General features: G+C 60.7%; 18 protein-coding genes and 1 pseudogene. 6 read left to right on the top strand and 13 right to left on the bottom strand.

Annotation, left to right across the window (positions count from 1 at the left end; all coding sequences use genetic code 11):
• Position 1: 1 nt before the first annotated feature.
• Positions 2-1,252, bottom strand: coding sequence for a sarcosine oxidase subunit beta family protein (locus L9B60_RS13965; RefSeq protein WP_249679392.1), 1,251 nt, complete (start codon positions 1,250-1,252; stop codon positions 2-4).
• Positions 1,253-1,275: 23 nt separating this feature from the next.
• On the bottom strand, positions 1,276-2,529 hold the full coding sequence (gene glyA, locus L9B60_RS13960) for a serine hydroxymethyltransferase (protein ID WP_249679391.1): 1,254 nt from the start codon (positions 2,527-2,529) through the stop codon (positions 1,276-1,278).
• 243 nt (positions 2,530-2,772) lie between these two features.
• On the opposite strand from glyA, the gene L9B60_RS13955 reads away from it, so the two are divergent.
• Positions 2,773-3,807, top strand: coding sequence for a threonine aldolase family protein (locus L9B60_RS13955; RefSeq protein ID WP_249679390.1), 1,035 nt, complete (start codon positions 2,773-2,775; stop codon positions 3,805-3,807).
• 76 nt (positions 3,808-3,883) lie between these two features.
• On the opposite strand, the gene L9B60_RS30715 is transcribed toward L9B60_RS13955, so the two are convergent.
• From L9B60_RS30715 to L9B60_RS13940, 4 genes and pseudogenes are all read right to left on the bottom strand, one after another.
• Entirely contained in the window at positions 3,884-4,612 is a 729-nt protein-coding gene (locus tag L9B60_RS30715) for a methyl-accepting chemotaxis protein (protein WP_438866141.1), read from the bottom strand.
• 135 nt (positions 4,613-4,747) lie between these two features.
• Positions 4,748-5,773 (bottom strand): annotated as a pseudogene (locus L9B60_RS30710) (HAMP domain-containing protein); the annotation flags it as partial.
• A 240-nt stretch (positions 5,774-6,013) separates the two neighbouring features.
• Positions 6,014-6,316, bottom strand: coding sequence for a cell division protein ZapA (locus tag L9B60_RS13945; protein ID WP_249679388.1), 303 nt, complete (start codon positions 6,314-6,316; stop codon positions 6,014-6,016).
• Positions 6,313-6,543, bottom strand: coding sequence for a hypothetical protein (locus L9B60_RS13940; RefSeq protein ID WP_249679387.1), 231 nt, complete (start codon positions 6,541-6,543; stop codon positions 6,313-6,315). The genes L9B60_RS13945 and L9B60_RS13940 overlap by 4 nt, the downstream gene beginning before the upstream one ends.
• A 274-nt stretch (positions 6,544-6,817) precedes the next feature.
• On the opposite strand from L9B60_RS13940, the gene L9B60_RS13935 reads away from it, so the two are divergent.
• A complete protein-coding gene (locus L9B60_RS13935) occupies positions 6,818-8,443 on the top strand; it encodes a methyl-accepting chemotaxis protein (protein ID WP_249679386.1) in 1,626 nt (541 codons plus the stop codon).
• A gap of 83 nt (positions 8,444-8,526) precedes the next feature.
• On the opposite strand, the gene gbcB is transcribed toward L9B60_RS13935, so the two are convergent.
• Entirely contained in the window at positions 8,527-9,627 is a 1,101-nt protein-coding gene (gene gbcB / locus L9B60_RS13930; RefSeq protein ID WP_249679385.1) for a glycine betaine monooxygenase reductase subunit, read from the bottom strand.
• Between the two features lie 283 nt (positions 9,628-9,910).
• On the opposite strand from gbcB, the gene gbca reads away from it, so the two are divergent.
• From gbca to L9B60_RS13915, 3 genes are all read left to right on the top strand, one after another.
• Entirely contained in the window at positions 9,911-11,206 is a 1,296-nt protein-coding gene (gene gbca / locus L9B60_RS13925) for a glycine betaine monooxygenase oxygenase subunit (RefSeq protein ID WP_249679384.1), read from the top strand.
• Between the two features lie 951 nt (positions 11,207-12,157).
• The gene (locus L9B60_RS13920; RefSeq protein WP_249679383.1) at positions 12,158-12,436 is read left to right on the top strand and encodes a DUF6124 family protein; all 279 of its coding nucleotides are present in this window, start codon (positions 12,158-12,160) and stop codon (positions 12,434-12,436) included.
• A gap of 82 nt (positions 12,437-12,518) precedes the next feature.
• Positions 12,519-14,216, top strand: coding sequence for an ATP-binding cassette domain-containing protein (locus tag L9B60_RS13915; RefSeq protein WP_249679382.1), 1,698 nt, complete (start codon positions 12,519-12,521; stop codon positions 14,214-14,216).
• 5 nt (positions 14,217-14,221) lie between these two features.
• On the opposite strand, the gene etfB is transcribed toward L9B60_RS13915, so the two are convergent.
• The 6 genes from etfB to L9B60_RS13885 form a co-directional block, all read right to left on the bottom strand.
• Positions 14,222-14,992: an electron transfer flavoprotein subunit beta gene (etfB, locus tag L9B60_RS13910; protein WP_249679381.1), complete on the bottom strand. Its 771-nt coding sequence runs from the start codon at positions 14,990-14,992 to the stop codon at positions 14,222-14,224.
• Positions 14,989-16,212 carry an electron transfer flavoprotein subunit alpha gene (etfA, locus tag L9B60_RS13905; protein WP_249679380.1) on the bottom strand — a complete coding sequence of 408 codons (1,224 nt, stop codon included), beginning with the start codon at positions 16,210-16,212 and terminating at the stop codon, positions 14,989-14,991. The genes etfB and etfA overlap by 4 nt, the downstream gene beginning before the upstream one ends.
• Positions 16,212-18,158 carry a dimethylglycine demethylation protein DgcB gene (gene dgcB, locus L9B60_RS13900; RefSeq protein ID WP_249679379.1) on the bottom strand — a complete coding sequence of 649 codons (1,947 nt, stop codon included), beginning with the start codon at positions 18,156-18,158 and terminating at the stop codon, positions 16,212-16,214. The genes etfA and dgcB overlap by 1 nt, the downstream gene beginning before the upstream one ends.
• Positions 18,159-18,302: 144 nt before the next feature.
• Positions 18,303-20,363 (bottom strand): dimethylglycine demethylation protein DgcA, encoded by a 2,061-nt coding sequence (gene dgcA, locus L9B60_RS13895; protein ID WP_249679378.1) that lies wholly within the window; start codon positions 20,361-20,363, stop codon positions 18,303-18,305.
• Positions 20,364-20,380: 17 nt separating this feature from the next.
• On the bottom strand, positions 20,381-20,911 hold the full coding sequence (locus tag L9B60_RS13890; RefSeq protein ID WP_249679377.1) for a DUF5943 domain-containing protein: 531 nt from the start codon (positions 20,909-20,911) through the stop codon (positions 20,381-20,383).
• Positions 20,912-20,962: 51 nt separating this feature from the next.
• Entirely contained in the window at positions 20,963-21,940 is a 978-nt protein-coding gene (locus L9B60_RS13885) for a dipeptidase (RefSeq protein ID WP_249679376.1), read from the bottom strand.
• Positions 21,941-22,179: 239 nt separating this feature from the next.
• Here L9B60_RS13885 and L9B60_RS13880 point away from each other — a divergent pair, with 239 nt between their 5' ends.
• Positions 22,180-22,605, top strand: coding sequence for a lysozyme inhibitor LprI family protein (locus tag L9B60_RS13880; protein ID WP_249679375.1), 426 nt, complete (start codon positions 22,180-22,182; stop codon positions 22,603-22,605).
• Positions 22,606-22,661: the final 56 nt, after the last annotated feature.

Here is a 22,661-nt window from a genome sequence, read left to right as displayed (position 1 = left end):
GTTAGTGGGCGACCGCGGCAGCGCCGTGCTCGTCGATCAATGCGCCGTTGTGGAACCGGTCGATGGAAAAAGGTTTGGCCAGCGGGTGCATCTCGCCTTTGGCCAGGCTTGCGGCAAACACGTTGCCTGAGCCTGGGGTGGCCTTGAAGCCGCCGGTGCCCCAACCGCAGTTGAAAAACATGTTTTCCACGGGGGTCTTGGAGATGATCGGGCAGGCGTCCGGGGTGGTGTCGACAATGCCGCCCCATTGGCGGTTCATGCGTACTCGCGAGAGCACCGGGAACATTTCCATGATGGCCTGGATGGTGTGTTCGATCACCGGGTAGGAGCCGCGCTGGCCGTAGCCGACCCAGCCGTCGATACCCGCACCGATCACCAGGTCGCCCTTGTCGGACTGGCTGATGTAACCGTGCACGGCGTTGGACATGATCACGCTGTCGATGATCGGCTTGATCGGCTCGGACACCAGCGCCTGCAGCGGGTGGGACTCGATCGGCAGGCGGAAGCCCGCCAGCTTGGCCATGTGCCCGGAGTTACCGGCCGTGACCACGCCCACGCGCTTGGCGCCGATGAAACCCTTGTTGGTTTCGACGCCGATGCACACGCCGTTTTCCTTGCGAAAGCCGATCACTTCGGTCTGCTGGATCAGGTCCACACCCAGGGCGTCGGCCGCGCGGGCAAAGCCCCAGGCCACCGCGTCGTGACGGGCTACGCCGCCGCGGCGTTGCACGGTGGCGCCGATGATCGGGTAGCGGGTATTTTTAGAGCAGTCCAGGTACGGAATTTCGTCGGCCACTTGCTGGCCGTTGAGCAGTTCGCCGTCCACGCCGTTCAGGCGGTTGGCGCTGACACGGCGCTCGGAGTCGCGCATGTCTTGCAGGGTATGGCACAGGTTGTACACCCCGCGCTGGGAGAACATCACGTTGTAGTTAAGGTCCTGGGACAGGCCTTCCCACAGCTTCATGGCGTGCTCGTAGAGGTGCGCCGATTCGTCCCACAGGTAGTTGGAGCGCACGATGGTGGTGTTGCGCGCGGTATTACCGCCGCCCAGCCAGCCCTTCTCGACCACGGCCACGTTGGTGATGCCGTGTACCTTGGCCAGGTAGTAAGCAGTGGCCAGGCCATGGCCGCCACCGCCGACGATGACCACGTCATAAACTTTTTTCGGGGTGGGCGTGCGCCACATGCGCTGCCAGTTTTCGTGGTGGCTGAGTGAGTGCTTGAAGAGGCCGAAGCCCGAATAGCGTTGCATAGTCGTTACTCCAGAACAGGCGCTCAGCGGTAAACCGGGAAATCGGAGCACAGGGCGGCGACATTGCGCGCCACGTCGGCTTCTACGTCGGCATCGCCCAGGTTGTCGAGAATGTCGCAAATCCAGCCGGCCAGCGCCGTGCACTGGGTCACCTTGAAACCTCGGGTAGTGACCGCCGGGGTGCCAATGCGCAGGCCCGAGGTCACGAAGGGCGACTGCGGATCGTTAGGCACCGCGTTCTTGTTCACGGTGATGTGCGCGCGGCCCAAGGCAGCGTCGGCGTCTTTGCCGGTGAGGCCCTGGCGAATCAGGCTGACCAGGAACAGGTGGTTATCGGTACCGCCGGATACCACATCGTAGCCGCGCTCGATAAACACGCCGGCCATGGCCTTGGCGTTGTCGATCACTTGCTGTTGGTAAGCCTTGAAGCCAGGTTCCAGCGCTTCCTTGAAGCACACGGCCTTGGCGGCGATCACGTGCATCAGCGGGCCGCCCTGGCCGCCAGGGAACACGGCGGAGTTGAATTTCTTTTCCAGTTCTTCGTTGGCACGCGCCAGGATCAGGCCGCCACGGGGGCCACGCAGGGTCTTGTGGGTGGTAGTGGTGACCACGTCGGCGAATGGGATCGGGTTGGGGTACAGGCCCGCGGCAACCAGGCCGGCAACGTGGGCCATGTCCACGAACAGATAAGCACCGACCTTGTCGGCAATTTCACGAAAGCGCGGGAAATCCAGGGTTTTGGAGTAGGCCGAGAAGCCGGCGATGATCATCTTCGGCTGGTGTTCGACCGCCAGGCGCTCGACTTCGTCGTAGTCGATCAGCCCGGTGTCGGTGTCGATGCCGTACTGCACGGCGTTGTACAGCTTGCCGGAAAAGCTCACCTTGGCGCCGTGGGTCAAGTGGCCGCCGTGGGCCAGGCTCATGCCCAGCACGGTGTCGCCGGCCTGCAACAGGGCGAGGTAGACGGCAGCATTAGCCTGGGAGCCGGAGTGCGGTTGCACGTTGGCATAGTCGGCGCCGAACAATTCTTTGGCGCGGGCAATGGCTAGGGCCTCGACCTTGTCCACGTGCTCGCAACCGCCGTAGTAGCGCTTGCCGGGGTAACCTTCGGCGTACTTGTTGGTCAGGCCGCTGCCCTGGGCCTGCATCACGCGCTTGCTGGTGTAGTTCTCCGAGGCGATCAGCTCGATGTGATCTTCCTGGCGTTGCTCTTCGGCATTCATCGCCGCCAGCAGTGCATCATCGTAACCCTGGATCTGGTCTTGCTTGCTGAACATCGCGGTTCTCCCGGCAGCGGCGTGGCGCCTGACGTATTGGGTACAGGGGCCGCTCATTGGAGGGCCCCCTTTGAATGCGATGGTAGGGCCCGCGCAGGCAGGTCAAATGCCTACGGACGCCACGCAAAGGTGCGTTTACGACATGGGCATGAATCTCCCGAAACAAGGGCAATCAAGAGCTGATATCCGCCAGCGACATTCCTGGTTTAAAGTGCTGGGCTACACGAACACAAGGAACCGGCCATGAACGAGCAAAGCCAGCAGTTTGCCAGCGACAATTATTCGGGCATCTGCCCCGAGGCATGGGCCGCCATGGAACAGGCCAACCAGGGCCATCAGCGCGCTTATGGCGACGACGAATGGACCGCCATGGCCGCCGATCACTTTCGCAAGCTGTTCGAAACCGACTGCGAAGTGTTTTTCGCCTTCAACGGCACGGCCGCCAACTCCCTGGCGCTGTCGGCGCTGTGCCAGAGCTACCACAGCGTGATCTGCTCGGAAACCGCCCACGTCGAAACCGACGAATGCGGCGCGCCGGAGTTCTTTTCCAACGGCTCCAAGCTGCTGACCGCACGCAGCGAAAACGGCAAATTGACGCCCGAGTCCATTCGTGAGATCGCGCTCAAGCGCCAAGACATCCACTACCCCAAGCCACGGGTGGTCACCCTGACCCAGGCCACCGAAGTGGGCAGCGTGTACCGCCCCGACGAACTCAAGGCCATCAGCGCCACCTGCAAGGAACTGGGGCTGAACCTGCACATGGACGGCGCACGGTTCTCCAACGCGTGCGCCTTTCTTGATTGCTCGCCAGCCGAGTTGACCTGGAAATCCGGTGTCGACGTGTTGTGCTTCGGCGGCACCAAAAACGGCATGGCCGTGGGCGAAGCCATCCTGTTCTTCAACCACGACCTGGCCGTGGACTTCGACTACCGCTGCAAACAGGCCGGGCAACTGGCCTCCAAGATGCGCTTTCTGGCCGCGCCCTGGGTAGGCATCCTGGAAAATGGCGCCTGGCTCAAATACGCCAAGCACGCCAACGGCTGCGCGCAACTGCTCAGCCAATTGATCAGCGATATCCCAGGGGTGAAGTTGATGTCGCCGGTGGAGGCCAACGGGGTGTTCTTGCAGATGCCGGAGCCGGCAGTGGAGGCATTGCGCAATAAAGGCTGGCGTTTCTACACCTTTATCGGTGGCGGCGCGCGGTTCATGTGCTCGTGGGATATCGAAGAGACGCGAGTGCGGGAATTGGCGGCGGATATTCGGGCGGTGATGAGCTAAGGGCCACTGCGCGGATAAACCCGCCCCTACGAACTTTGCAGGAGCAGATTTATCCGCGAACCAGGCGAGGCGAAAACTACAATTTAAACCCACCCATCTGCCGCGCCAGGTCATCGGCCAGCCCACGCAATGTCTGGCAGTCTTCGCGGCCACCGCATACTTCGCCGGCCGTGGCCCGCGCCAAGTCAGAAATGCCCTGCACGTTACGGTTGATCTCTTCGGTTACCGCCGACTGTTCTTCAGTCGCCGTGGCCACCTGATGGTTCATGTCGCTGATACGCTCGACTTGCCCGGTAATGGCCATCAGCGAAGCGCCGGTCTTCTGGCTGGCCTGTACGCCCGTACCGGTAGCCGCCTGGCCGGTCTGCATCGAAGCCACCGCATTGTCAGCGCCCTGCTTGAGCCGGCCAATCATCTGCTGAATTTCGTCGGTAGACACCTGGGTGCGGCGCGCCAGCGTGCGCACCTCGTCAGCCACCACGGCAAAGCCACGGCCCATTTCACCGGCGCGTGCCGCTTCGATGGCGGCGTTCAACGCCAGCAAATTGGTCTGTTCGGAAATACTGCGGATGACTGCCAACACCTGGTCGATGGACGCAACCTGCAGCGCCAATTCGCCCACCGCGCCCGAGGCCATGCCAATCTCGTTGGACATGCTCTCGATATGCTTGATCGACTGGCCCACCACCTGCCCCGCCTGCACCGCCTCTTCCCGTGCGGTTTGCGAGGCCACCGCAGCGTTGCCAGCGTTCTGGGCGATTTCCTGCACGGTCAGGCCCATCTCATGCACGGCCGTGGCCACCATGTCGGTCATTTCCTGCTGGCGCCCGGCACGCTCGGCGGTGTTGTCCACCACCTTGGCCACCTGCCCCACCGCCGTACGCAAGCGCTCGCTGGTGCCCAGCACCTCACGAATCATGTCGCGCTGGCTGGCCAGGAAACGGTTGAAACCACGGGCCAGGTCGCCCAGTTCGTCAGCACGGGAATCGTCCAGGCGATGGGTCAGGTCGCCGCCGCCACTGCCGATGGCCACCAGTGCCGCCGTCACCTGGCGAATCGGCCGGACCAGACCGCGGGCCAATAGCACCACCAGAAACAGGCAAACCAAGGCCACGCCCAAGCCGATCAGGCTGGTCAGCCACATGGCGTGGCGCGCCTGGGCATAGATCTGCGCCTCGGGCACCTCGGCCACCAGCGTCCAGTTCAGGTCACGCAGGGGCAGGCTCAAGGCCAGGAAATCTTCGCCGTCACGCTGGAAGCGGCTGCTGGTCAGGCCTTTCTGGCCTAACAAGGCGGTGGCAGCCTCGGCACCCACTTGCTCGGCCAACTGGCGCTTACCGCTCAGGTCTGCCTGCGGGTGCACCTGAATCAAGCCGTCGGTGCGCACCAGGTAAACCTTGCCGCGCTCGCCAAAGCTGAAGTTGTGGATCAGCTCCGACAGCTCGCTCATGCTCAGGCCCAGCCCGGCAATCCCCAAGGTCTTGCCAGACTGCTCCACGCGCATGTCGATAAACAGCGTTAACGCGCCGGTGGCGGTGTCGTTATCGATGTTCAGGGTGCGCGGTTTGCCGCTGTCCAGGAAATCATAGAACCAGCTGTCCTTGGGGTTGCTGCGGCTCAGGGTACGGTCCAGGCCCTTCTCGGTGTAATAGTGGTTGCTCTGGGCACCGGCGATCAGTGCAGTAAACGCCTTGTGCTCGCTGCGCAACCCTTCCAGGTACTGCACGAACTGCGGCGCTTGGGCACTGTTTTCGCCCTCGGCCAGCCACTGGCGCACCATGGTGTTGCTGGCAATGTCCTTGGCCGCCGTGAGCGGTTGCACAAGGATGCGCTCGATATCGTTACGAATGGCCTCAACGCTGGCGGGCAACGCCGTTTCCAGCAGGTAGCTTTGCGCCAGGCGGTTGACCACTACGGTATAGATGCCGACCACGATGAGGATGCTGGCCAGCAAAGCCGTGCCCATGCTCAAGATCAATTGCCACTGGATACTGCGCCGCCAGAACTGCATGGTGTTTCCTCAAATTGTCATCACTGCGTATCCGTAAAAGACTGCACAAGCCGTGCCGATTGTATACATCCAGTAACACAATCTTTGGCAACTAGCTTATCGGCCACGCACGAGCGCCCATGAGCCGGTATCCGACCATGGGCAAAAAATTTGCAGGAAGTGTTTAAGGCCATGCCCGGCGGGCACGGCCTGCGATCAGGTTTTGCTGATCGTGCGGGAAATCACATCAACCGTGGCGTTGACTTGCTCTTGATAACGGTTGAGTGCCTCTTTGTGCTCTTTTTGCATGGCGACCTGTTGGGAACACAGTGTCAGCGCAGCCATGATCAGCAGTTTGTCGCCGATGAGCGTGGGAGCCTTGCGTTTGATATCGGCCAAGGTCGATTTCAGCATCGAGACGGCATCAAGCAGGGCCTGCTCTTCACCGACCGGGGCCTTGAGCGAATACTCGTTGCCCAGGATGGAGAAGACGTTGACCGCCTCCCTGTCCGTACTCATGCGCTGACGGCACCGGCGCTGGCGCGTTCAACCAGGGCTTGGATACGGGCAGTAGTGGCGCCCTGCTTCTCTTCCTGTTCCATCAGGCTCAGTTGCAGGCCGTCGTTTTCTTCCTTGGCCTGGGCCAGTTCAGTGCTCAAACGGGTATTGGTTTCAGCCAGTTGCTGGTTCTGTTGCACCAGGTCGCTGACCAGTTGTTCCAGTTGACTCAGGGATGCTTCCAACATGATCGAATCTCAAGTATTTCAGGGGCGCACAAGATAAAGAAAACTCACCTTGCAAGCCAGGGTTTATCGGCATTTGCGCAGCTAATTTCATCTGCACACGGCCCCACATGGACTGCCATTTGGCGGATCGGTTCCGCCCCTTCGTCGCCCCCTTCTGGCCTTTGGTCATCGCGGTGCGACATTTGGTCCCTAAAGACTTGGCTGAAATGACCGATAGGTGTGCCATTCCCCCCTTGTTGTCGCACGGATCGCGCCCGCACTCCGGTAACTACCCATGTCCCTTAGAAGTATGAATATCGCGCCCCGAGCGCTGCTCGGCTTTGCCTTTATCGGCACCCTGATGATTGTGCTCGGCGTTTTCTCGCTGGTGCAGATGGGCAACATCCGCAGCGCGGGCGTGAACATCGAAACCAACACCATGCCCAGCATCACTAACCTCGACGACATACGCCAGTTGAGCCTGCGCCTGCGTGTGCAAGCCTTCCGCATGCTGACCACCCGTGAGCCGGCCATCCAGCAACAGATCAATAGCACCTTGACCCAACGTAACCAGCAACTGGCCAGTGCCCAGGCGACCTACGCCAAGCTGATCAGTGGTGATGAGGAACAACGGGCCTATCAGGATTTCCAACGCCTGATCGGCGAGTATCGGGACCTCGAAGCGCGCATGCGTTCGCTGAACGATGCCGGCAAAGTAGTCGAACTGACCGCCTTGGTGACCCATGAGCTGCAAGCCAACTCCGACCAACTGACCGCCTCGCTGGACAAGCTGGTCGAGATCAACACCCGGCAAACGGCCGACGCCAACAAGGTCGCGGCCAACCAGTACTCCACCGCCTTCACCTTGGTGGTGATCCTGCTGATCATCGCCAGCATGCTGACCTTCGTTTTTGCCTGGCTGCTGACCCGCAGCATTGTGCAGCCGATCGATCGGGCGCTGGCCGCTGCCGAGGAAATTGCCGAAGGCAACCTGACCCGCACCATCCATATCGATGGTAACGATGAGGCCGCACGCCTGCTAAGCGCCATGGAGAAGATGCAAAACAAATTGCGCGACACCCTGCAGCGCATCTCGGGCTCCGCTACCCAACTGGCGTCGGCCGCCGAAGAGCTCAACAGCGTTACCGACGAAAGCGCGCGCGGCCTGACCCAACAGAATCACGAGATCGAACAGGCGGCGACTGCCGTCAACGAAATGACCAGCGCCGTGGAAGAAGTGGCGCGCAACGCCGTCAGCACTTCCGAAGCGTCCAAGGACGCCACCAGCTCGGCCAGCGACGGCCGTGACCTGGTGCAGGAAACCGTGGGCGCCATCGAGCGCATGAGCAGCGACGTGCAAAGCACCGCCGACCTGATCGGCAACCTGGCCGAAGAGTCCCGTGACATCGGCAAGGTGCTGGACGTGATTCGCGGCTTGGCCGACCAGACCAACCTGCTGGCCCTGAACGCCGCTATCGAAGCTGCGCGCGCCGGTGAAGCCGGCCGTGGTTTTGCCGTGGTGGCCGATGAAGTACGTGCCTTGGCACATCGCACCCAGCAGTCCACCTCGGAAATCGAGCGGATGATCGGCAGCATCCAGGGCGGTACCGAACAGGCGGTGAATTCCATGCGCAACAGCACCGAACGCGCCGAGTCGACCCTGAACATCGCCAAAGGCGCGGGCCTGGCACTGGATACCATCAACGGCGCCATCGTGCAGATCAACGAACGTAACCTGGTGATTGCCAGCGCCGCCGAAGAGCAGGCCCAGGTGGCCCGCGAAGTGGACCGCAACCTGGTGAACATCCGTGATTTGTCAGTGCAATCGGCGGCTGGGGCCACCCAGACCACTGCGGCCAGCGCCGAGTTGTCGCGTTTGGCGGTGGACCTGAACAGCATGGTTTCGCGGTTTAGCCTGTGATTTGAGGTGCTCTTTTCGCGGATAAATCCGCTCCTACACGGCTGCCGTAGGAGCGGATTCATCCGCGAAGCAGGCGCCTGGGTCTAAAACTCGATCCGCACATCGCCTTTCGGCACGCTGCAGCACGACAGGATGTAACCCTCCGCCACGTCGTCGTCGGTGATCCCGCCGTTGTGCTCCATCTCGACTTCCCCACCCAACTTCAGCACCTTGCAAGTACCACAGATACCCATGCCGCAGGCCTTGGGGATCATCAGGCCAAGCTTGGCGGCTGCCGCGTGCACGGTTTCGCCCGGGGCCACGCGGATGCTCTTGCCCGCAGCGGTGAACTCCACTTGATGCAGGTCGGCCGAATCCACTTCCGGCGCATCGGCCGCTTCCGCAGCCTGTTCCACGGCGTCGGCGCGCACTTCGGGTGGCGTCGCGCCAAACGACTCTTCATGGTAGCGCGACATGTCGAAGCCATTGGCTTCCAGCAAGCGCTTGACCGCATTCATGTAGGGCGTGGGGCCGCAGCAGAATACTTCACGCTCCATGAAGTCCGGGGCGATCAGGTCCAGCAGCTTGTGGTTAAGGTAACCGCGATAGCCGGCCCAGGGCTCGCCCAGGCCGTGTTTTTCGCAAATCAGGTGCAGGCTGAAGTTGTCGATCCGCGAGGCCATGTGCTCAAGTTCGCGGTGGTAGATGATGTCCTTGGGCGAACGGGCGCTGTGCACGAACACCATGTCGACGTTGGCGTTGGTATCGTAGAACCAACGCGCCATCGACATCACCGGGGTAATACCCACACCGCCGCTGAGGTACAGCACCTTGGGCGCCGGCGCGTCGATGGCGTTGAACAGCCCGACCGGGCCATGCACCGCTAGCTCCTGGCCCTCGTGCAAGGTGTCGTGCAGCCAGTTGGAAACCCGCCCGCCCGGCACGCGCTTGATGGTGATCGAAAAGCTGTAGGGCACCGACGGCGAGCTTGAGATGGTATAGGAGCGCATCACCGGCTCGCCTTCGATTTCCAGCTCCAGGGTCACGAACTGCCCGGGCTTGAAAAAGAACAAAATCGGCTGGTCGGCCATGAAACAGAAGGTGCGCACGTCCCAGGTTTCCTGGATTACCTTGACGCAACGGACGATGTGCCGGCCGTTGGCCCAGGTCTGGGTGTTGACGGGGCTCAGGAAGCTGTTGGACATGCTTATCTCCACGGCCGACTGTCGGCCTCATGGAGAAGGATTCTGCGTGGGCGCAACGGCAGTCACTTTCCTATCTGCGACATTCACATGCTTATGGCGACCAGCCCCATAGGGTAAGGGCTGGCGCGTCGGGAACGGAATTGGCCATGTCGCCCATGGATAAGGTTCGCGACGCGCCCAGGCACACACTCCATCGCAAATACACCCGCTTCAACGAGCCTTGCGCTGCAAACCGTATCAGCCACTTTTCGCGGCCACACAGATGGCCATGAGGACACACACGATGGACGTCACTGCAACTCTAAGCCTGGGCGACCCACTGGAACCCGCACGCAAGGCCACCGCACAAATGCTGCAGAACCGCGAGCGTACCTTCTCGCTGCCGCAGCCGTTCTACAGCGACGAGCGGTTGTTCGAAATCGACATGCAAGAGATCTTCCTGAAAGAATGGCTGATCGCCGGCATGACCGCCGAGATCCCGGCCAAAGGCAACTTCATCACCCTGCAGATCGGCAAGAACCCGATCATCGTGGTGCGTGGCGTGGACGGCGTGGTGCACGCCTTCCACAACGTGTGCCGCCACCGCGGTTCGCGCCTGTGCACCAGCGAAAAGGGCAAGGTCGCCAAGCTGGTGTGCCATTACCACCAGTGGACCTACGAGCTGGACGGCCGCCTGTTGTTCGCCGGCACCGAGATGGGCGCCGACTTCGACATGAAGCAGTACGGCCTCAAACCGGTGAACGTGAAAACGGCCGGTGGCTACATCTTCATCAGCCTGGCCGAGAACCCGCCGGCCATTGATAACTTCCTGGCCACGCTCACCCATTACATGGAACCGTACGACATGGAAAACACCAAGGTGGCGGTGCAAACCACCTTGATGGAAAAAGCCAACTGGAAGCTGGTGCTGGAAAACAACCGCGAGTGCTACCACTGCGGTGGCTCGCACCCGGAACTGTTGAAAACCCTGCTGGAATGGGACGACGTCACCGACCCGCGCGCCGACCAGGCATTCAAGGACCACGTGGCCGCCTCCGCCGCCGCCTGGGAAGCCGAGAAAATCCCTTACGCCCACGCCAGCCACGGCCTGCGCAACCGCATCGTGCGCATGCCGCTGCTCAAAGGCACCGTGTCCATGACCCTGGACGGCAAGGTCGGCTGCAAAAAACTGATGGGCCGCATCCAGAACCCCGACCTGGGCTCGATGCGCATCCTGCACCTGCCGCACTCCTGGAACCACTGCATGGGCGATCACATCATCGTGTTCACCGTGTGGCCGATCAGCGCCCAGGAAACCATGGTCACCACCAAATGGCTGGTGCACAAGGACGCCGTCGAAGGCGTGGACTACGACGTGGAGCGCATGCGCCAGGTGTGGGACGCCACCAACGACCAGGACCGCCGCCTGGCCGAGGAAAACCAGCGTGGCATCAACTCCACTGCCTATCAGCCTGGGCCGTACTCCAAGACCTATGAGTTTGGCGTAGTGAACTTCATCGACTGGTACAGCGAGCGCCTGCTGAGCAACCTGGGGGCAGAGCCTGCCGCCTACCTGAAGGGCGTAGCCGTACACGAATAACCCCACGCTTTCGCGGATACCCCGCTCCCCCTTGTAGGAGCGGACTTTATCCGCGAAAGCCCCACCCCGATACAACTGCCTAAAAAACAACCAACCCGCTCAAACACCCCGCTACGTGGGCCACGCGCCCTACATCAACAACTTATCCACAGGCCCACCCACAGCAATTGTGGGCAACTCCCTTTGCAGCTGTGGAGAAATCGAAGAAAAACCGTGACTTATCCCAAAAGCCAATTTTATGACTGCACTGATCAATTTTTGATCAATACTCTGTAAGCCACGTATTTCGTGGCCTGTAGATGTACGCAAACACCTTATCCACAGAAGCGCCAACAGACTTTGTGTGCAACTTTGGATAACCCAAGCCGGGGTTGTGGAAAACCGCTGAAGCTCACGATTTAAAAGGCTTCCATAGGTTTTGTGGCTGAAGAAAGTGCCAATTGATCAAATAACGACCAATAGTGTCGAGCCCTTACACAGTAAGGCTTACAGCCATAAGCGAACAGATTATCCACAGGGCAACCCACGCGAATTGTGGGCAACCCGGCAGCAGCGTTTTATCTTATGCACAGCGAAAACCCAGTAAAAACCGTCAGTTAGCTTGGCTAATTTTCGTACAACCGGCTACAGGGCGCAGCCGGCGGGGCGTGTGGCATTGCGCGAACAACTTATCCACAGAGTGGCCAACAGGGATTGTGTGTAATTTGGGAAACGTCCTACATCCTTGTGCATATCCGTCGCGATACCCTGCGCAACGTCGTCTCATAGACGTCCGGGTTTAGCGACCCGCACCGGTTGTACCGCAGCACCATGTCGCTTATTAAAATAAGCGCTATGGCGGCTGCGTGTGGGAGGCCTTCGGGCCTGCCGGCACCGGTCCGGTTCGCTAACCTGCACGCAGCTGCCACCCTTTTCGGGCCGCAGCTCTCGTTAACTGACAGGAGTTGAACCATGACCGAAGACGTCACTCCCCCCTTACCCACGCACCACACCAGCGCCCTGCCCTTCGGCACCTGCGGCGCAGATAACCTGCCGCTATTCATCGTGCGCGAAGGCATCGGCCTGGAAGACGCCTTGGTGCACGTGTCCCACTTGCTGCGTTGCGCCCACGATTCGGCCTACGAACTGTGCGACAGCGCCACTCGCCAGCGCGGGCTGGTGTGGTCGACCGTGCATTCGATCGAGGCGGCCAAGGGGTTGGTGGATGCGCTACTCGAAAGCCCCCTGTAGCTGGGCCACAGGCCTTCGCGTCATACCACAACGGCACCTTCACACCACGCGAGCGGTGTCATGACAGAAAAACGGAAAGCCCATGCTGAATTTTATTAAAGAGACAGTGCGCTCGCGAAAGATACTTTTCACGAGCGCTAGCAGCATGGTCGTCATCTTGAAGATCTGCTCAATAGCACCCGCCTTGCTCTTGGGCAAATTAATTGATGGGCTTTACAATAGAGAAACCATCGACATCCATAACATCATCACGTTACTGAGCGCATTTGTGCTGCTAATCATCGTTCAGTCAGTCATAAACCCACTGCAAGCCTACCAACTTGTAAAACTTGTGCAAACCACACTAAAAGACAGCTCCATTGCCTGGACTAAAACCATACTGGCAAAAGAATTTGACGCCTTCTCGGCACTGAGGGTAGGTAGCCTCATAAAATCCGTGGAGCGAGGAATAACAGCACATGAAAAGCTGCTCACATTTTTCATCTTGACCGGCGTACCGCTTATCATTGAAGTCGCGATTGTCGCTCTGGTCTTCCTCTACGTCGGGGGCGGCTGGCTCTTCCTTTCGCTGTTTTGCATCTCTGGTATTTTCTTGACCGTCTGCCACTACCTTATCAATTGGAGGCGGCCACACTTGCGCGCGGTAAACGATGAAGAGGATATCCTTGCCAGTCGACTTTACGAAACGTTGCAAGCCGGCAAGTCTTTGAAGCTTGAGCGGGCGATTGACACGGCACTTCACCCCCTGTGCAATGCCTATGGAAGCTATGCAGAAGCTGCCATCAAAGTCGCCAGTTCGGGGGCGATCATGGGTTCTGTGAAAATTATATTCATTGGCCTCTCTACGGCTGGGGTACTGGCTTGGGGGATACAAGACCAACTGACCCAGCAGCCGCAACTCAGTATTGGTGAGCTCGTCGCGCTATTTTCAATAGCAGGCAGTTTCCTCGCCAATATCAGCGGCCTCTCCGATGCGTACAGAACGCTGGACCAATTTCTCGTAGACAAGCAGCGACTGCAACACTTGTTAGGTCTGCCTGAGCCTTTTGAACTGGCTAAAAATCGGCCATTGCCCCACCCAACCCTTTCAACGCTCAGCTTGGGCTCAGCTAATATGAACTCTCGCACCCCACACAATAGACCTCTGATTTTCAATTCAAGCGAGTCAGTGGCGATCATAGGCCCAAGCGGCGCGGGTAAAACAACTCTGCTGGAGGGCTTGGCCGGGACGTTAGTGGCTTATCGTGAGCATATCGCCGTAAACGATCAGCCTCTAGAAACATTCGGTATGGACGCTTTTTTCAACCAAGTCAGGTACTGCCCGCAAAGCCCGATTTTCCTTGAAGGCCCTTTCGGCCAGTCAGTTCTATATGGGCAAGAAGCCTCGCCAGCGTTAGCGCTGTCCATAGCAGAACTTGGTCTTGGCGACATCGCAACAAATCGAATTATCAGCGAAGGTGCGAAGAACATCTCCGGCGGCGAAGCTAAGCGCCTGTCGCTGCTGCGACTGATAAACCGCCCTGGGCGGTTCAACCTTTTTGACGAGCCGACGGCATCGCTGGACCACGAATCAGCGCAGCCCGTATGGGCAGCCCTCTTTTCGGTGTTTCGGGGTAAAGGGTTGATCTGTGTGACCCACGACGTGCAAGCCCTTCAGTTCTTCGACCGAATCATCATTTTGAAAGGGAACGTCGTGATCGCTGATGCACCCTGGCGTGCACTCAAGGACCAAAAAATCCTGAGTGACACGCTCTTGGAGATGAACATCAAATCGGAGTAGCCGACTTATCGCACCACGCCTTCCTCTATCAGCAACTTGAGAATTGCCTCGGCGCTGGCTTGGGGCGTCAAGTCTTTCAACACCTGCCCGCCCCCCCCACTCGCCTTCGCCGTAGCCGCCTTCATCCGGTCCGCGCCGCTCTTGGCCTTGATCACCTTCAAGCGCTTGGGCCGTGGCTTGGCTACCTGCAGCGTGACGCTTGTGTATAACTGGTCTTCAACGATTTCCACTTCATGCGGCGCCAACTCGCCCCGCTGTGCTGGGCCGTAGGCACTCTGCCGGGGCTTGGGCGCAGCGTTATCCACAGTTGCGAGCATGGGCAGGCGCACTTTCAGCCGGCGGCGTTGGCCGCGCGGCAAGGCTTGCAGCACCTGGGCGACGCCGTTGTGGATAGATTCGACCTCGGCCAGGCCGACCACCACTGGCCAGCCCAAACGCTCGGCCAGCAAGAATGGCAACATACCGGAACCTTCGCCGGTTTCCGCCTGGCTGCCGGTGAGCACCAGTTGGGCACCAGCCTCACGCAGGTGGTCGGCCAGTGCCGGCAGGGCGTCGGCGCCGGGGTGTTGTTCCAGCACATGCAGTTGCTTGAGGCCCATGCCCAGGTAGGCGCGCAGCGCCGGCTCTGCCACGTCGCCGGCGTGCAGCACCTGCAAGTTATCCCCAGCCAGTTGCAGGCCCAGTTCCACGGCACGCGAGTCCTGCTCGGCGCGGCGGGCGCGGCCAGAGGTGGGATGGCTGCCGATGGAGACCAGGCTGATCACTTTGGTGTTCATGCGGCGATTCCTGTGCGGGCTTCGTTACGGTAGGCCTCGACGGCGGCAATCAACGCCTGCAGGATCGCGGCGCTGTCGCCGATCACCGACAAGTCGGCGCGCTTGATCATGTCGCAGGTTGGGTCCAGGTTGATCGCCACCACCTTGTCGCAGGCACCAATGCCCTGCAAATGCTGGATGGCACCCGAGATACCCACGGCCACGTAGACTCGGGCCGTGACCCAGGTGCCGCTGGCGCCCACTTGGCGGTCGCGGCTCATGAAGCCATCGTCCACGGCCACCCGCGAGGCGCCTTCGGTGGCGCCCAAGGCGTGGGCGGTGCGGTGGAACAGGTCCCAGTCCTTGACGCCATTGCCACCGGAGAAAATGAATTCGGCCTCGGCCATGGGAATGGCTGCCGGGTCGACCGCCACCGCGCCCAGGTCCTCGATGCGCGACAGGCTGCGCAACGGCGCTGTGGATAACGCCACTGGCAATACTTCATGACGGGTTTCATCCACAGGCTCGGCGCACTCGGCGGCCGCCAGGATCAAGCGTGGCATCGCCCGCGCGAGGTCTTGCTGCCCGGCACCGGCGCGGCCTATGCACTGACCGCCCTTGACCTGCCATACCCGCGTGGCGGGTCGCTCGCCCAAGCTTGCGCCCAAGCGACGGCCCAACTCACCGCCGCCGGTGCGGCTGTCTGGCAATAACCAGTGCCGTGGGCTGAACTGGTTATCCACAGCGCGCAACCCTTGGATGCGCTGCTCCGGTGCATAACCTTCAAATTCGTCACCGCAAATCTGCAGCAAGCGATCGACACCGTTGCTGGCGAAAGCAGTTTCCTTGTGCTCGCCAAACACAACGGCCAGCACGGCACCGTCCTTGCCCGCCAATTGATGCGCCAGGCCCAGCAGGTCGCGGTCGTGGCTGCTCAGGCGGCCACCCACCATGTCCGGCACCACAGCGATGTAGAACGCCGGGTTGGCTACCTGATGCAACGGCAGTTGCACGTCTGCCACGGCACTGCGCTTGATCGCACCGCCCTGCTGGGCACCACTGCGATCGATGCGTTTGACCCCGTTGGGGCCAATAAAGCCCACGGCATGGGGATTCTTGCGGATGACGCCAGCTGGGCCCATCCATGAGGTTTGCACTGGCTGCATGGCTGCATGCAACGGGTGCAGACGATTGCGGGCGATCCACTCGGCACGTGGGTCGCGGCGGATAATATCGCTCATCAATGCACCTCCGCAGGTTCGCGCTTGATAGGGGCAGGTTTGGCGGGTGTCACGTCTTCCAACAAAGCGTCGGCTACCAACTCGGCGATGTCCTTGATCAAGGGGCGTGGCTCGACCACGCCTTCCAGCATCGCGGTGCATTGCGGGCAACCCACGGCGACCACTTCTGCCTGGGTTTCACGGATATCGTCCATGCGCATGTCGGGGATACGCTGCTTGCCAGGGATATCAGTGATCGGCGCACCGCCGCCACCGCCGCAGCAGCGGGACCTGAAGCCTGAACGCTGCATCTCGCGCACCTCGATGCCCAGCGCCTTGAGCACATCGCGCGGCGCCTGGTATTCACCGTTGTAGCGGCCCAGGTAGCACGGGTCGTGATAGGTCACGCTTGCGCCCTTGTGCTGGCCCAGGTTGAGTGCGCCGTTGGTCACAAGTTCTGCCATGTAGGTGCTGTGGTGCAGCACTTCGTAGACGCCGTCGAAAGCGCCGTATTCATTTTTCAGCACGTGGAAGCTGTGCGGGTCGCACGTGACGATGCGTTGGAAGCGGTACTTGGCCAGGGTGCGAATGTTGCGGTTGGCCAGCAGCTGGAACGTCGCTTCGTCGCCCAGGCGACGGGCCACGTCACCGCTGTCGCGCTCTTCCAAGCCCAGCACGGCGAAGTCGACTTTGGCCGCCTTCAGCACTTTGACGAAGGCGCGCAGGGTGCGCTGGTTGCGCATGTCGAAAGCACCGTCGCCCACCCAGAACAGCACGTCGGCTTCGTGTTTGTCGCTCATCAGGTTCAGGTTCAGGTCGGCCGCCCAGTTCATCCGACCACCGGGGGCGAAACCGCCTGGGTTGTCGGTGGCGATCAGGTTGTCCAGCACCTCGGCGCCCTTGTTGGGCGTGGCGCCTTTTTCCAGGGTCAGGTGGCGGCGCATGTCGACGATGGCGTCCACGTGCTCGATCATCATCGGGCACTCTTCCACGCAAGCGCGGCAGGTGGTGCACGACCATAGGGTGTCGGCGTCCACCAAGCCGTTGACGATGGGCTGGTGCGGGTTGCCGGCGTGCTCGCCAATGGCTTTGCCAGGGTACGGGCTACCGGCAAACTTGGCATCGGTGCCGCCAGCCAGGCCGACCACCATGTCCTGAATCAGTTTTTTCGGGTTCAACGGCTGGCCGGCAGCGAACGCCGGGCACGCCGCTTCGCACTTGCCGCACTGCACGCAGGCGTCAAAACCGAGCAACTGGTTCCAGGTGAAGTCCTTGGGCTTTTCTACGCCCAGCGGCGCATGCGGGTCTTCCAGGTCCAGTGGCTTGAGGCCCGTGGAACGGCCACCGCCAAAGCGCTCGGCGCGACGGTGCCAAGCCAGGTGCAGGGCCCCGGCGAAGGCATGTTTCATTGGCCCGCCCCAGGTCATGCCGAAGAACAATTCGGACACGCCCCACAACACGCCTACACCAAGGATGACAGCCAGCACCCAGCCGCCAAAGTCAGCGGGCAGGATGCCAGCCACTGGCAAGGTGAGCAGGAAAAAACTTACGGCGAATGCCAGCAGGCTTTTCGGCAGGCGCATCCACGGCCCTTTTGACAGGCGCGCGGGGGGATTGAGGCGGCGTTTGAACACGAACAGCGCACCGACGAACATCAGCACCGTGGCGAACAGCAGCGCATAGCCAAGGATGCGATTGTGCAGGCCAAAACCATGCACCAGGATCGCCAGCACCGCGGCCAGTACGAAGCCGCCGGCCGTGGCCACGTGGGTGTTGGCCATGTATTTGTCACGGGCGACCACGTGGTGCAGGTCGACCATGTAGCGCTTGGGCATGGCGAACAGGCCGCCCAGCAAGTCGACTTTCGCCGCCCGGCCCTGACGCCACATCCGCGCCCTGCGCAACGCGCCGAGGGCGGCAAGGCCAACGGCCGCGAACAGCAGGATGGGAAGAAGAGTGTTTAGCATGGGGGACTCCCACCAATACATCTGAAAAAACACACCCCCCTTGTAGGAGCGGATTTATCCGCGAAAAGCACGCCACTGTGTATCAGGCAAACCGCGTGGCACTTTTCGCGGATAAATCCGCTCCTACTGGGGGGATAGGAGGCCTTAGAAATCTTTACACAACCGCAGCGCGTCATAGATCGCAGCGTGGGTGTTGCGCTGCGCCACACAGTCACCGATGCGGAACAGCAGGTAGCCGTCACCGCCCTGGCTCAACGAAGGCTGCGGCTGGATCGCGAACAGGGCGTCGATGTCGATTTGGCCCTTGTTGCGCGAGCCTTGCTTGAGTGCGTAGTAGATTTCTTCGTCCGGGCGCACGCCGTTCTCGACCACCACCTGGTCCACCACACGCTCTTCCTTGGCCCCGGTGTATTCGTTCTCCAGCACCGCTACCAGCTTGTCGCCCTCGCGGTAGACCTTTTCCAGCATCAGGTCACCGGTCATGATCACTTCCTTGGGGTACATGCTGCGGTAGTACGTGGGGAACGACGTACCGCCGATGGCCACGCCCGGCTTGATGTCGTCGGTGACGATCTCGACCTGGCTGCCCTTGTCGGCCAGGAAATCGGCCACCGACATCCCGGTGAATTCGCAGATGGTGTCGTACACCAGCACGTTCTTGCCCGGCGCTACCTTGCCATCCAGCACGTCCCAGCTACTGACCACCAGACCTTCGGCGGCGCCCCAGTGTTCGTTCTGCTCCAGGAACGGGTGGCCACCCACCGCCAACACCACGACGTCGGGGCGCAGGTCCATGATGGTGTCGGCATCGGCTGCCGTGCCCAGGCGCAGGTCGACTTTCAAGCGTGCCAGTTCCAGCTGGAACCAGCGGGTAATGCCGGCGATCTGGTCGCGTTGTGGTGCTTTGGAGGCGGTGGTGATCTGCCCGCCGATGAATTCTTTTTTCTCGAACAGCGTCACGTCGTGGCCGCGCTCGGCCGACACCCGCGCCGCTTCCATGCCCGCGGGGCCTGCGCCTACCACCACGACCTTGCGTTTCACGCCGGTGGTCTTTTCGATGATGTGCGGCACGCCCATGTATTCACGGCTGGTGGCGGCATTCTGGATGCACAGCACGTCTAGGCCTTGGTACTGGCGGTCGATGCAGTAGTTGGCACCCACGCATTGTTTGATCTGGTCAATCTGGCCCATCTTGATCTTGGCGATCAGGTGCGGGTCGGCGATGTGCGCACGGGTCATGCCGACCATGTCCACGTAGCCGCCCTCCAGAATGCGCGTGGCCTGGTTCGGGTCCTTGATGTTCTGCGCGTGCAATACCGGAACCTTGACCACTTCCTTGATACCGGCAGCCAGGTGCAAGAACGGCTCCGGTGGATAACTCATGTTGGGGATAACGTTGGCCAGCGTGTTGTGGGTGTCGCAACCGGAACCCACCACGCCGAGGAAATCGATCATGCCGGTGTCGGAGTAGTACTTGGCGATTTCCTTCATGTCCTCGTGGCTCAGGCCATCGGGGTGGAATTCATCGCCGCAGATACGCAGGCCCACGCAGAAATCGTCGCCCACTTCCTTGCGCACGGCCTTGATCACTTCCATGCCGAAGCGCATGCGGTTCTCAAAGCTGCCACCCCATTCGTCGGTGCGCTTGTTGACCCGTGGGCTCCAGAACTGGTCGATCATGTGCTGGTGTACCGCCGACAGTTCCACACCGTCCAGGCCGCCAGCCTTGGCCCGCGCCGCAGCACTGGCGTAGTTGCCGATTACCCGCCAGATTTCTTCCGGTTCGATGGTCTTGCACGTGGCGCGGTGTACCGGCTCGCGGATGCCCGACGGCGACATCAGCGTAGGCCAGTGCTCGCCGTCCCAGCGCGAACGGCGGCCCATGTGGGTAATCTGGATCATGATCTTGGCGCCATGCTTGTGCATGGCGTCGGCCAGGTTCTGGAAGTGCGGGATGATCTTGTCGGTGGCCAGGTTGACCGACTTCCACCAGCCCTGCGGGCTGTCGATGGCAACGCTGGACGAGCCGCCGCATATGGCCAGGCCGATGCCGCCTTTGGCTTTCTCTTCGTAGTATTTGACGTAACGATCAGTGGTCATGCCGCCATCGGTGGCATACACCTCGGCGTGCGCGGTGCTGAGCACGCGGTTGCGGATCGTCAGCTTGCCGATCTGGATCGGCTGGAACATCGCTTCGAAAGCCATGACGGTTATTCCTCGACTTACAACGGCTTGACGGTAAACAGGCCATCTTCGTGGCCCTCTTGCGATCCGCCGTACACCTGTTCGGCGACGGTGCGGATGGAGCTGCCACTGGCCGCCAGGATCTGGTCCATGGCGCCGGCAAACCAGCCGGTGAACATGTAGTCCACCTTGCGGCCGACCTTGCCGTACACATACACGAAGCAGGAGTGCTCGAGCTTGACGCTGGCGGTGCCTTTTTCAAGGTCGATGTCCTGGATCTTGAACAGGCCCCAGCCGCGCTGTGACAAGCGCTTCATGTAGTGTTCGAACACCGCGACGCCTTCCAGGCCGTGGCACTCGGCTTCTTTCTCGCACCAGTGCCAGGCCGACTTGTAGCCCGCCTTGTAGAGGATCTCGGCGTAGGCGTCGGCACCCAGCACTTCCTCGATACCCATGTGGTTGTTGACGAAGAAATGCCGCGGCACGTACAGCATCGGCAAAGCGTCGGAGGTCCAGACACCGGTCTCGCTGTCGACTTCGATAGGTAATTGCGGGGCGATCTTGGCCATGGAAAGTTAACTCCAGAAAGTTTGAAATAAGAGGTGGGGCGGGTTAAGGCGTTACTCGCCCCAAACATCCTTCAAGACGTTGACCCAGTTTTCGCCCATGATCTTGCGCACCACGCGCTCGCTGTGGCCGCGCTTGAGCAGCGTTTCGGTCAGGTTCGGGAACTCACCCACGGTGCGAATGCCCAGCGGGTTGATGATCTTGCCGAAGCTGGTCAGGCGCCGGGCGTAGCCCTTGTCGTGGGTCAGGTATTCGAAAAAGTCCTGGCCATGGCCTTGGGTGAAGTCGGTGCCGATGCCGATGGCGTCTTCGCCGACGAGGTTCATGGTGTATTCGATGGCTTCGGCGTAATCGTCGATGGTCGAATCGATGCCCTTGGCCAAAAACGGCGCGAACATGGTCACGCCGACGAAACCGCCGTGGTCGGCAATAAATTTAAGTTCGGCATCGGACTTGTTGCGCGGGTGCTCTTTGAGGCCCGAGGGCAGGCAGTGCGAGTAGCACACCGGCTTCTTGGATTCGAGGATGACTTCTTCGGAAGTCTTGGAGCCGACGTGGGACAGGTCGCACATCACCCCTACGCGGTTCATCTCGCCGACGATTTCACGGCCAAACCCCGACAACCCGCCGTCGCGTTCGTAGCAACCGGTGCCCACCAGGTTCTGGGTGTTGTAGCACATCTGCACGATGCCCACGCCCAGCTGCTTGAACACTTCCACGTAACCAATCTGGTCTTCGTAAGCGTGAGCGTTCTGGAAGCCAAAGAGGATGCCGGTCTTGCCCAGCTCCTTGGCTTTACGGATGTCGGCCGTGGTACGCACCGGCATCACCAAGTCGCTGTTTTCGCGCATCAGCTTCTGGCTGCTGCAGATGCTGTTGATGGTGGCCTGGAAGCCTTCCCATACCGACACGGTGCAATTGGCCGCGGTCAGGCCGCCTTTGCGCATGTCTTCAAACAGTTCACGGTTCCACTTGGCAATGATCAGCCCGTCGATAACGATGCTGTCGGCGTGCAATTCGGCTGGGCTCATCAGGCTGTCCCCTTTGGCAATACAGGCGCCGAATCGTCTGCCGGCGCTTTGGGGCCAGCATATGCCTGCGCGCCAGAGGAGCCGGACGCAAAAACGACAGGGGAATCACTGAAAGCGTCAACAGGTACAATCGCGTCGCAGCCGACGGCAGCGATTCGCGCAACGTTCACTGTTCTTTAGCCGTTTCCTGAGCCAAAATCCCTTTTATTGTTCTGTTCACCTGGCGGGGATGTCGCAAAATGAAATCATGGTTACTGTTATTGGCCTTGGCCGCCACGGGTGCGCACGCCGCCGGCGACGGCCCGACGCCCTGCGACAACGTAGACGACAGCAAAGCCAGCCTGGCCTGCTCGGACTACAACAAGAAAACCGCCGAAAGCGAACTGGCTGATTCCTACAAGGACCTGCTGGACCGCGCCAAGACCGGATTGAATGGCGAACCGGCCAAGCAAGCCAAAATAGTCGACCTGATCAAGACGGCTCAGGCGCAATGGGTAAAAACCCGCGATGCCGATTGCGCGGTGGAAACCTTCGAAGCCAAGCCGGGCACACCCGAGTTCACCACCGCCCAGGACGACTGCCTGGCGCAGAAGAGCGACGAGCGCTCGGAGTATTTGCAAACCCTGGCGAGCCCAGGTGATGAGGGCGATTCCCCCGAGCAGTAATTGCCCGAGGAAAAGCCTTCGTCTACCCTCGGCTGTGGCGATCTGCCTACGATGGG

This window comes from Pseudomonas abieticivorans (assembly GCF_023509015.1).
In the GTDB taxonomy this organism is placed as follows: Bacteria; Pseudomonadota; Gammaproteobacteria; order Pseudomonadales; family Pseudomonadaceae; genus Aquipseudomonas; species Aquipseudomonas abieticivorans.
Note: the sequence above shows the minus strand (reverse complement) of the source record. Positions and strands in the feature narration are given on the sequence as shown.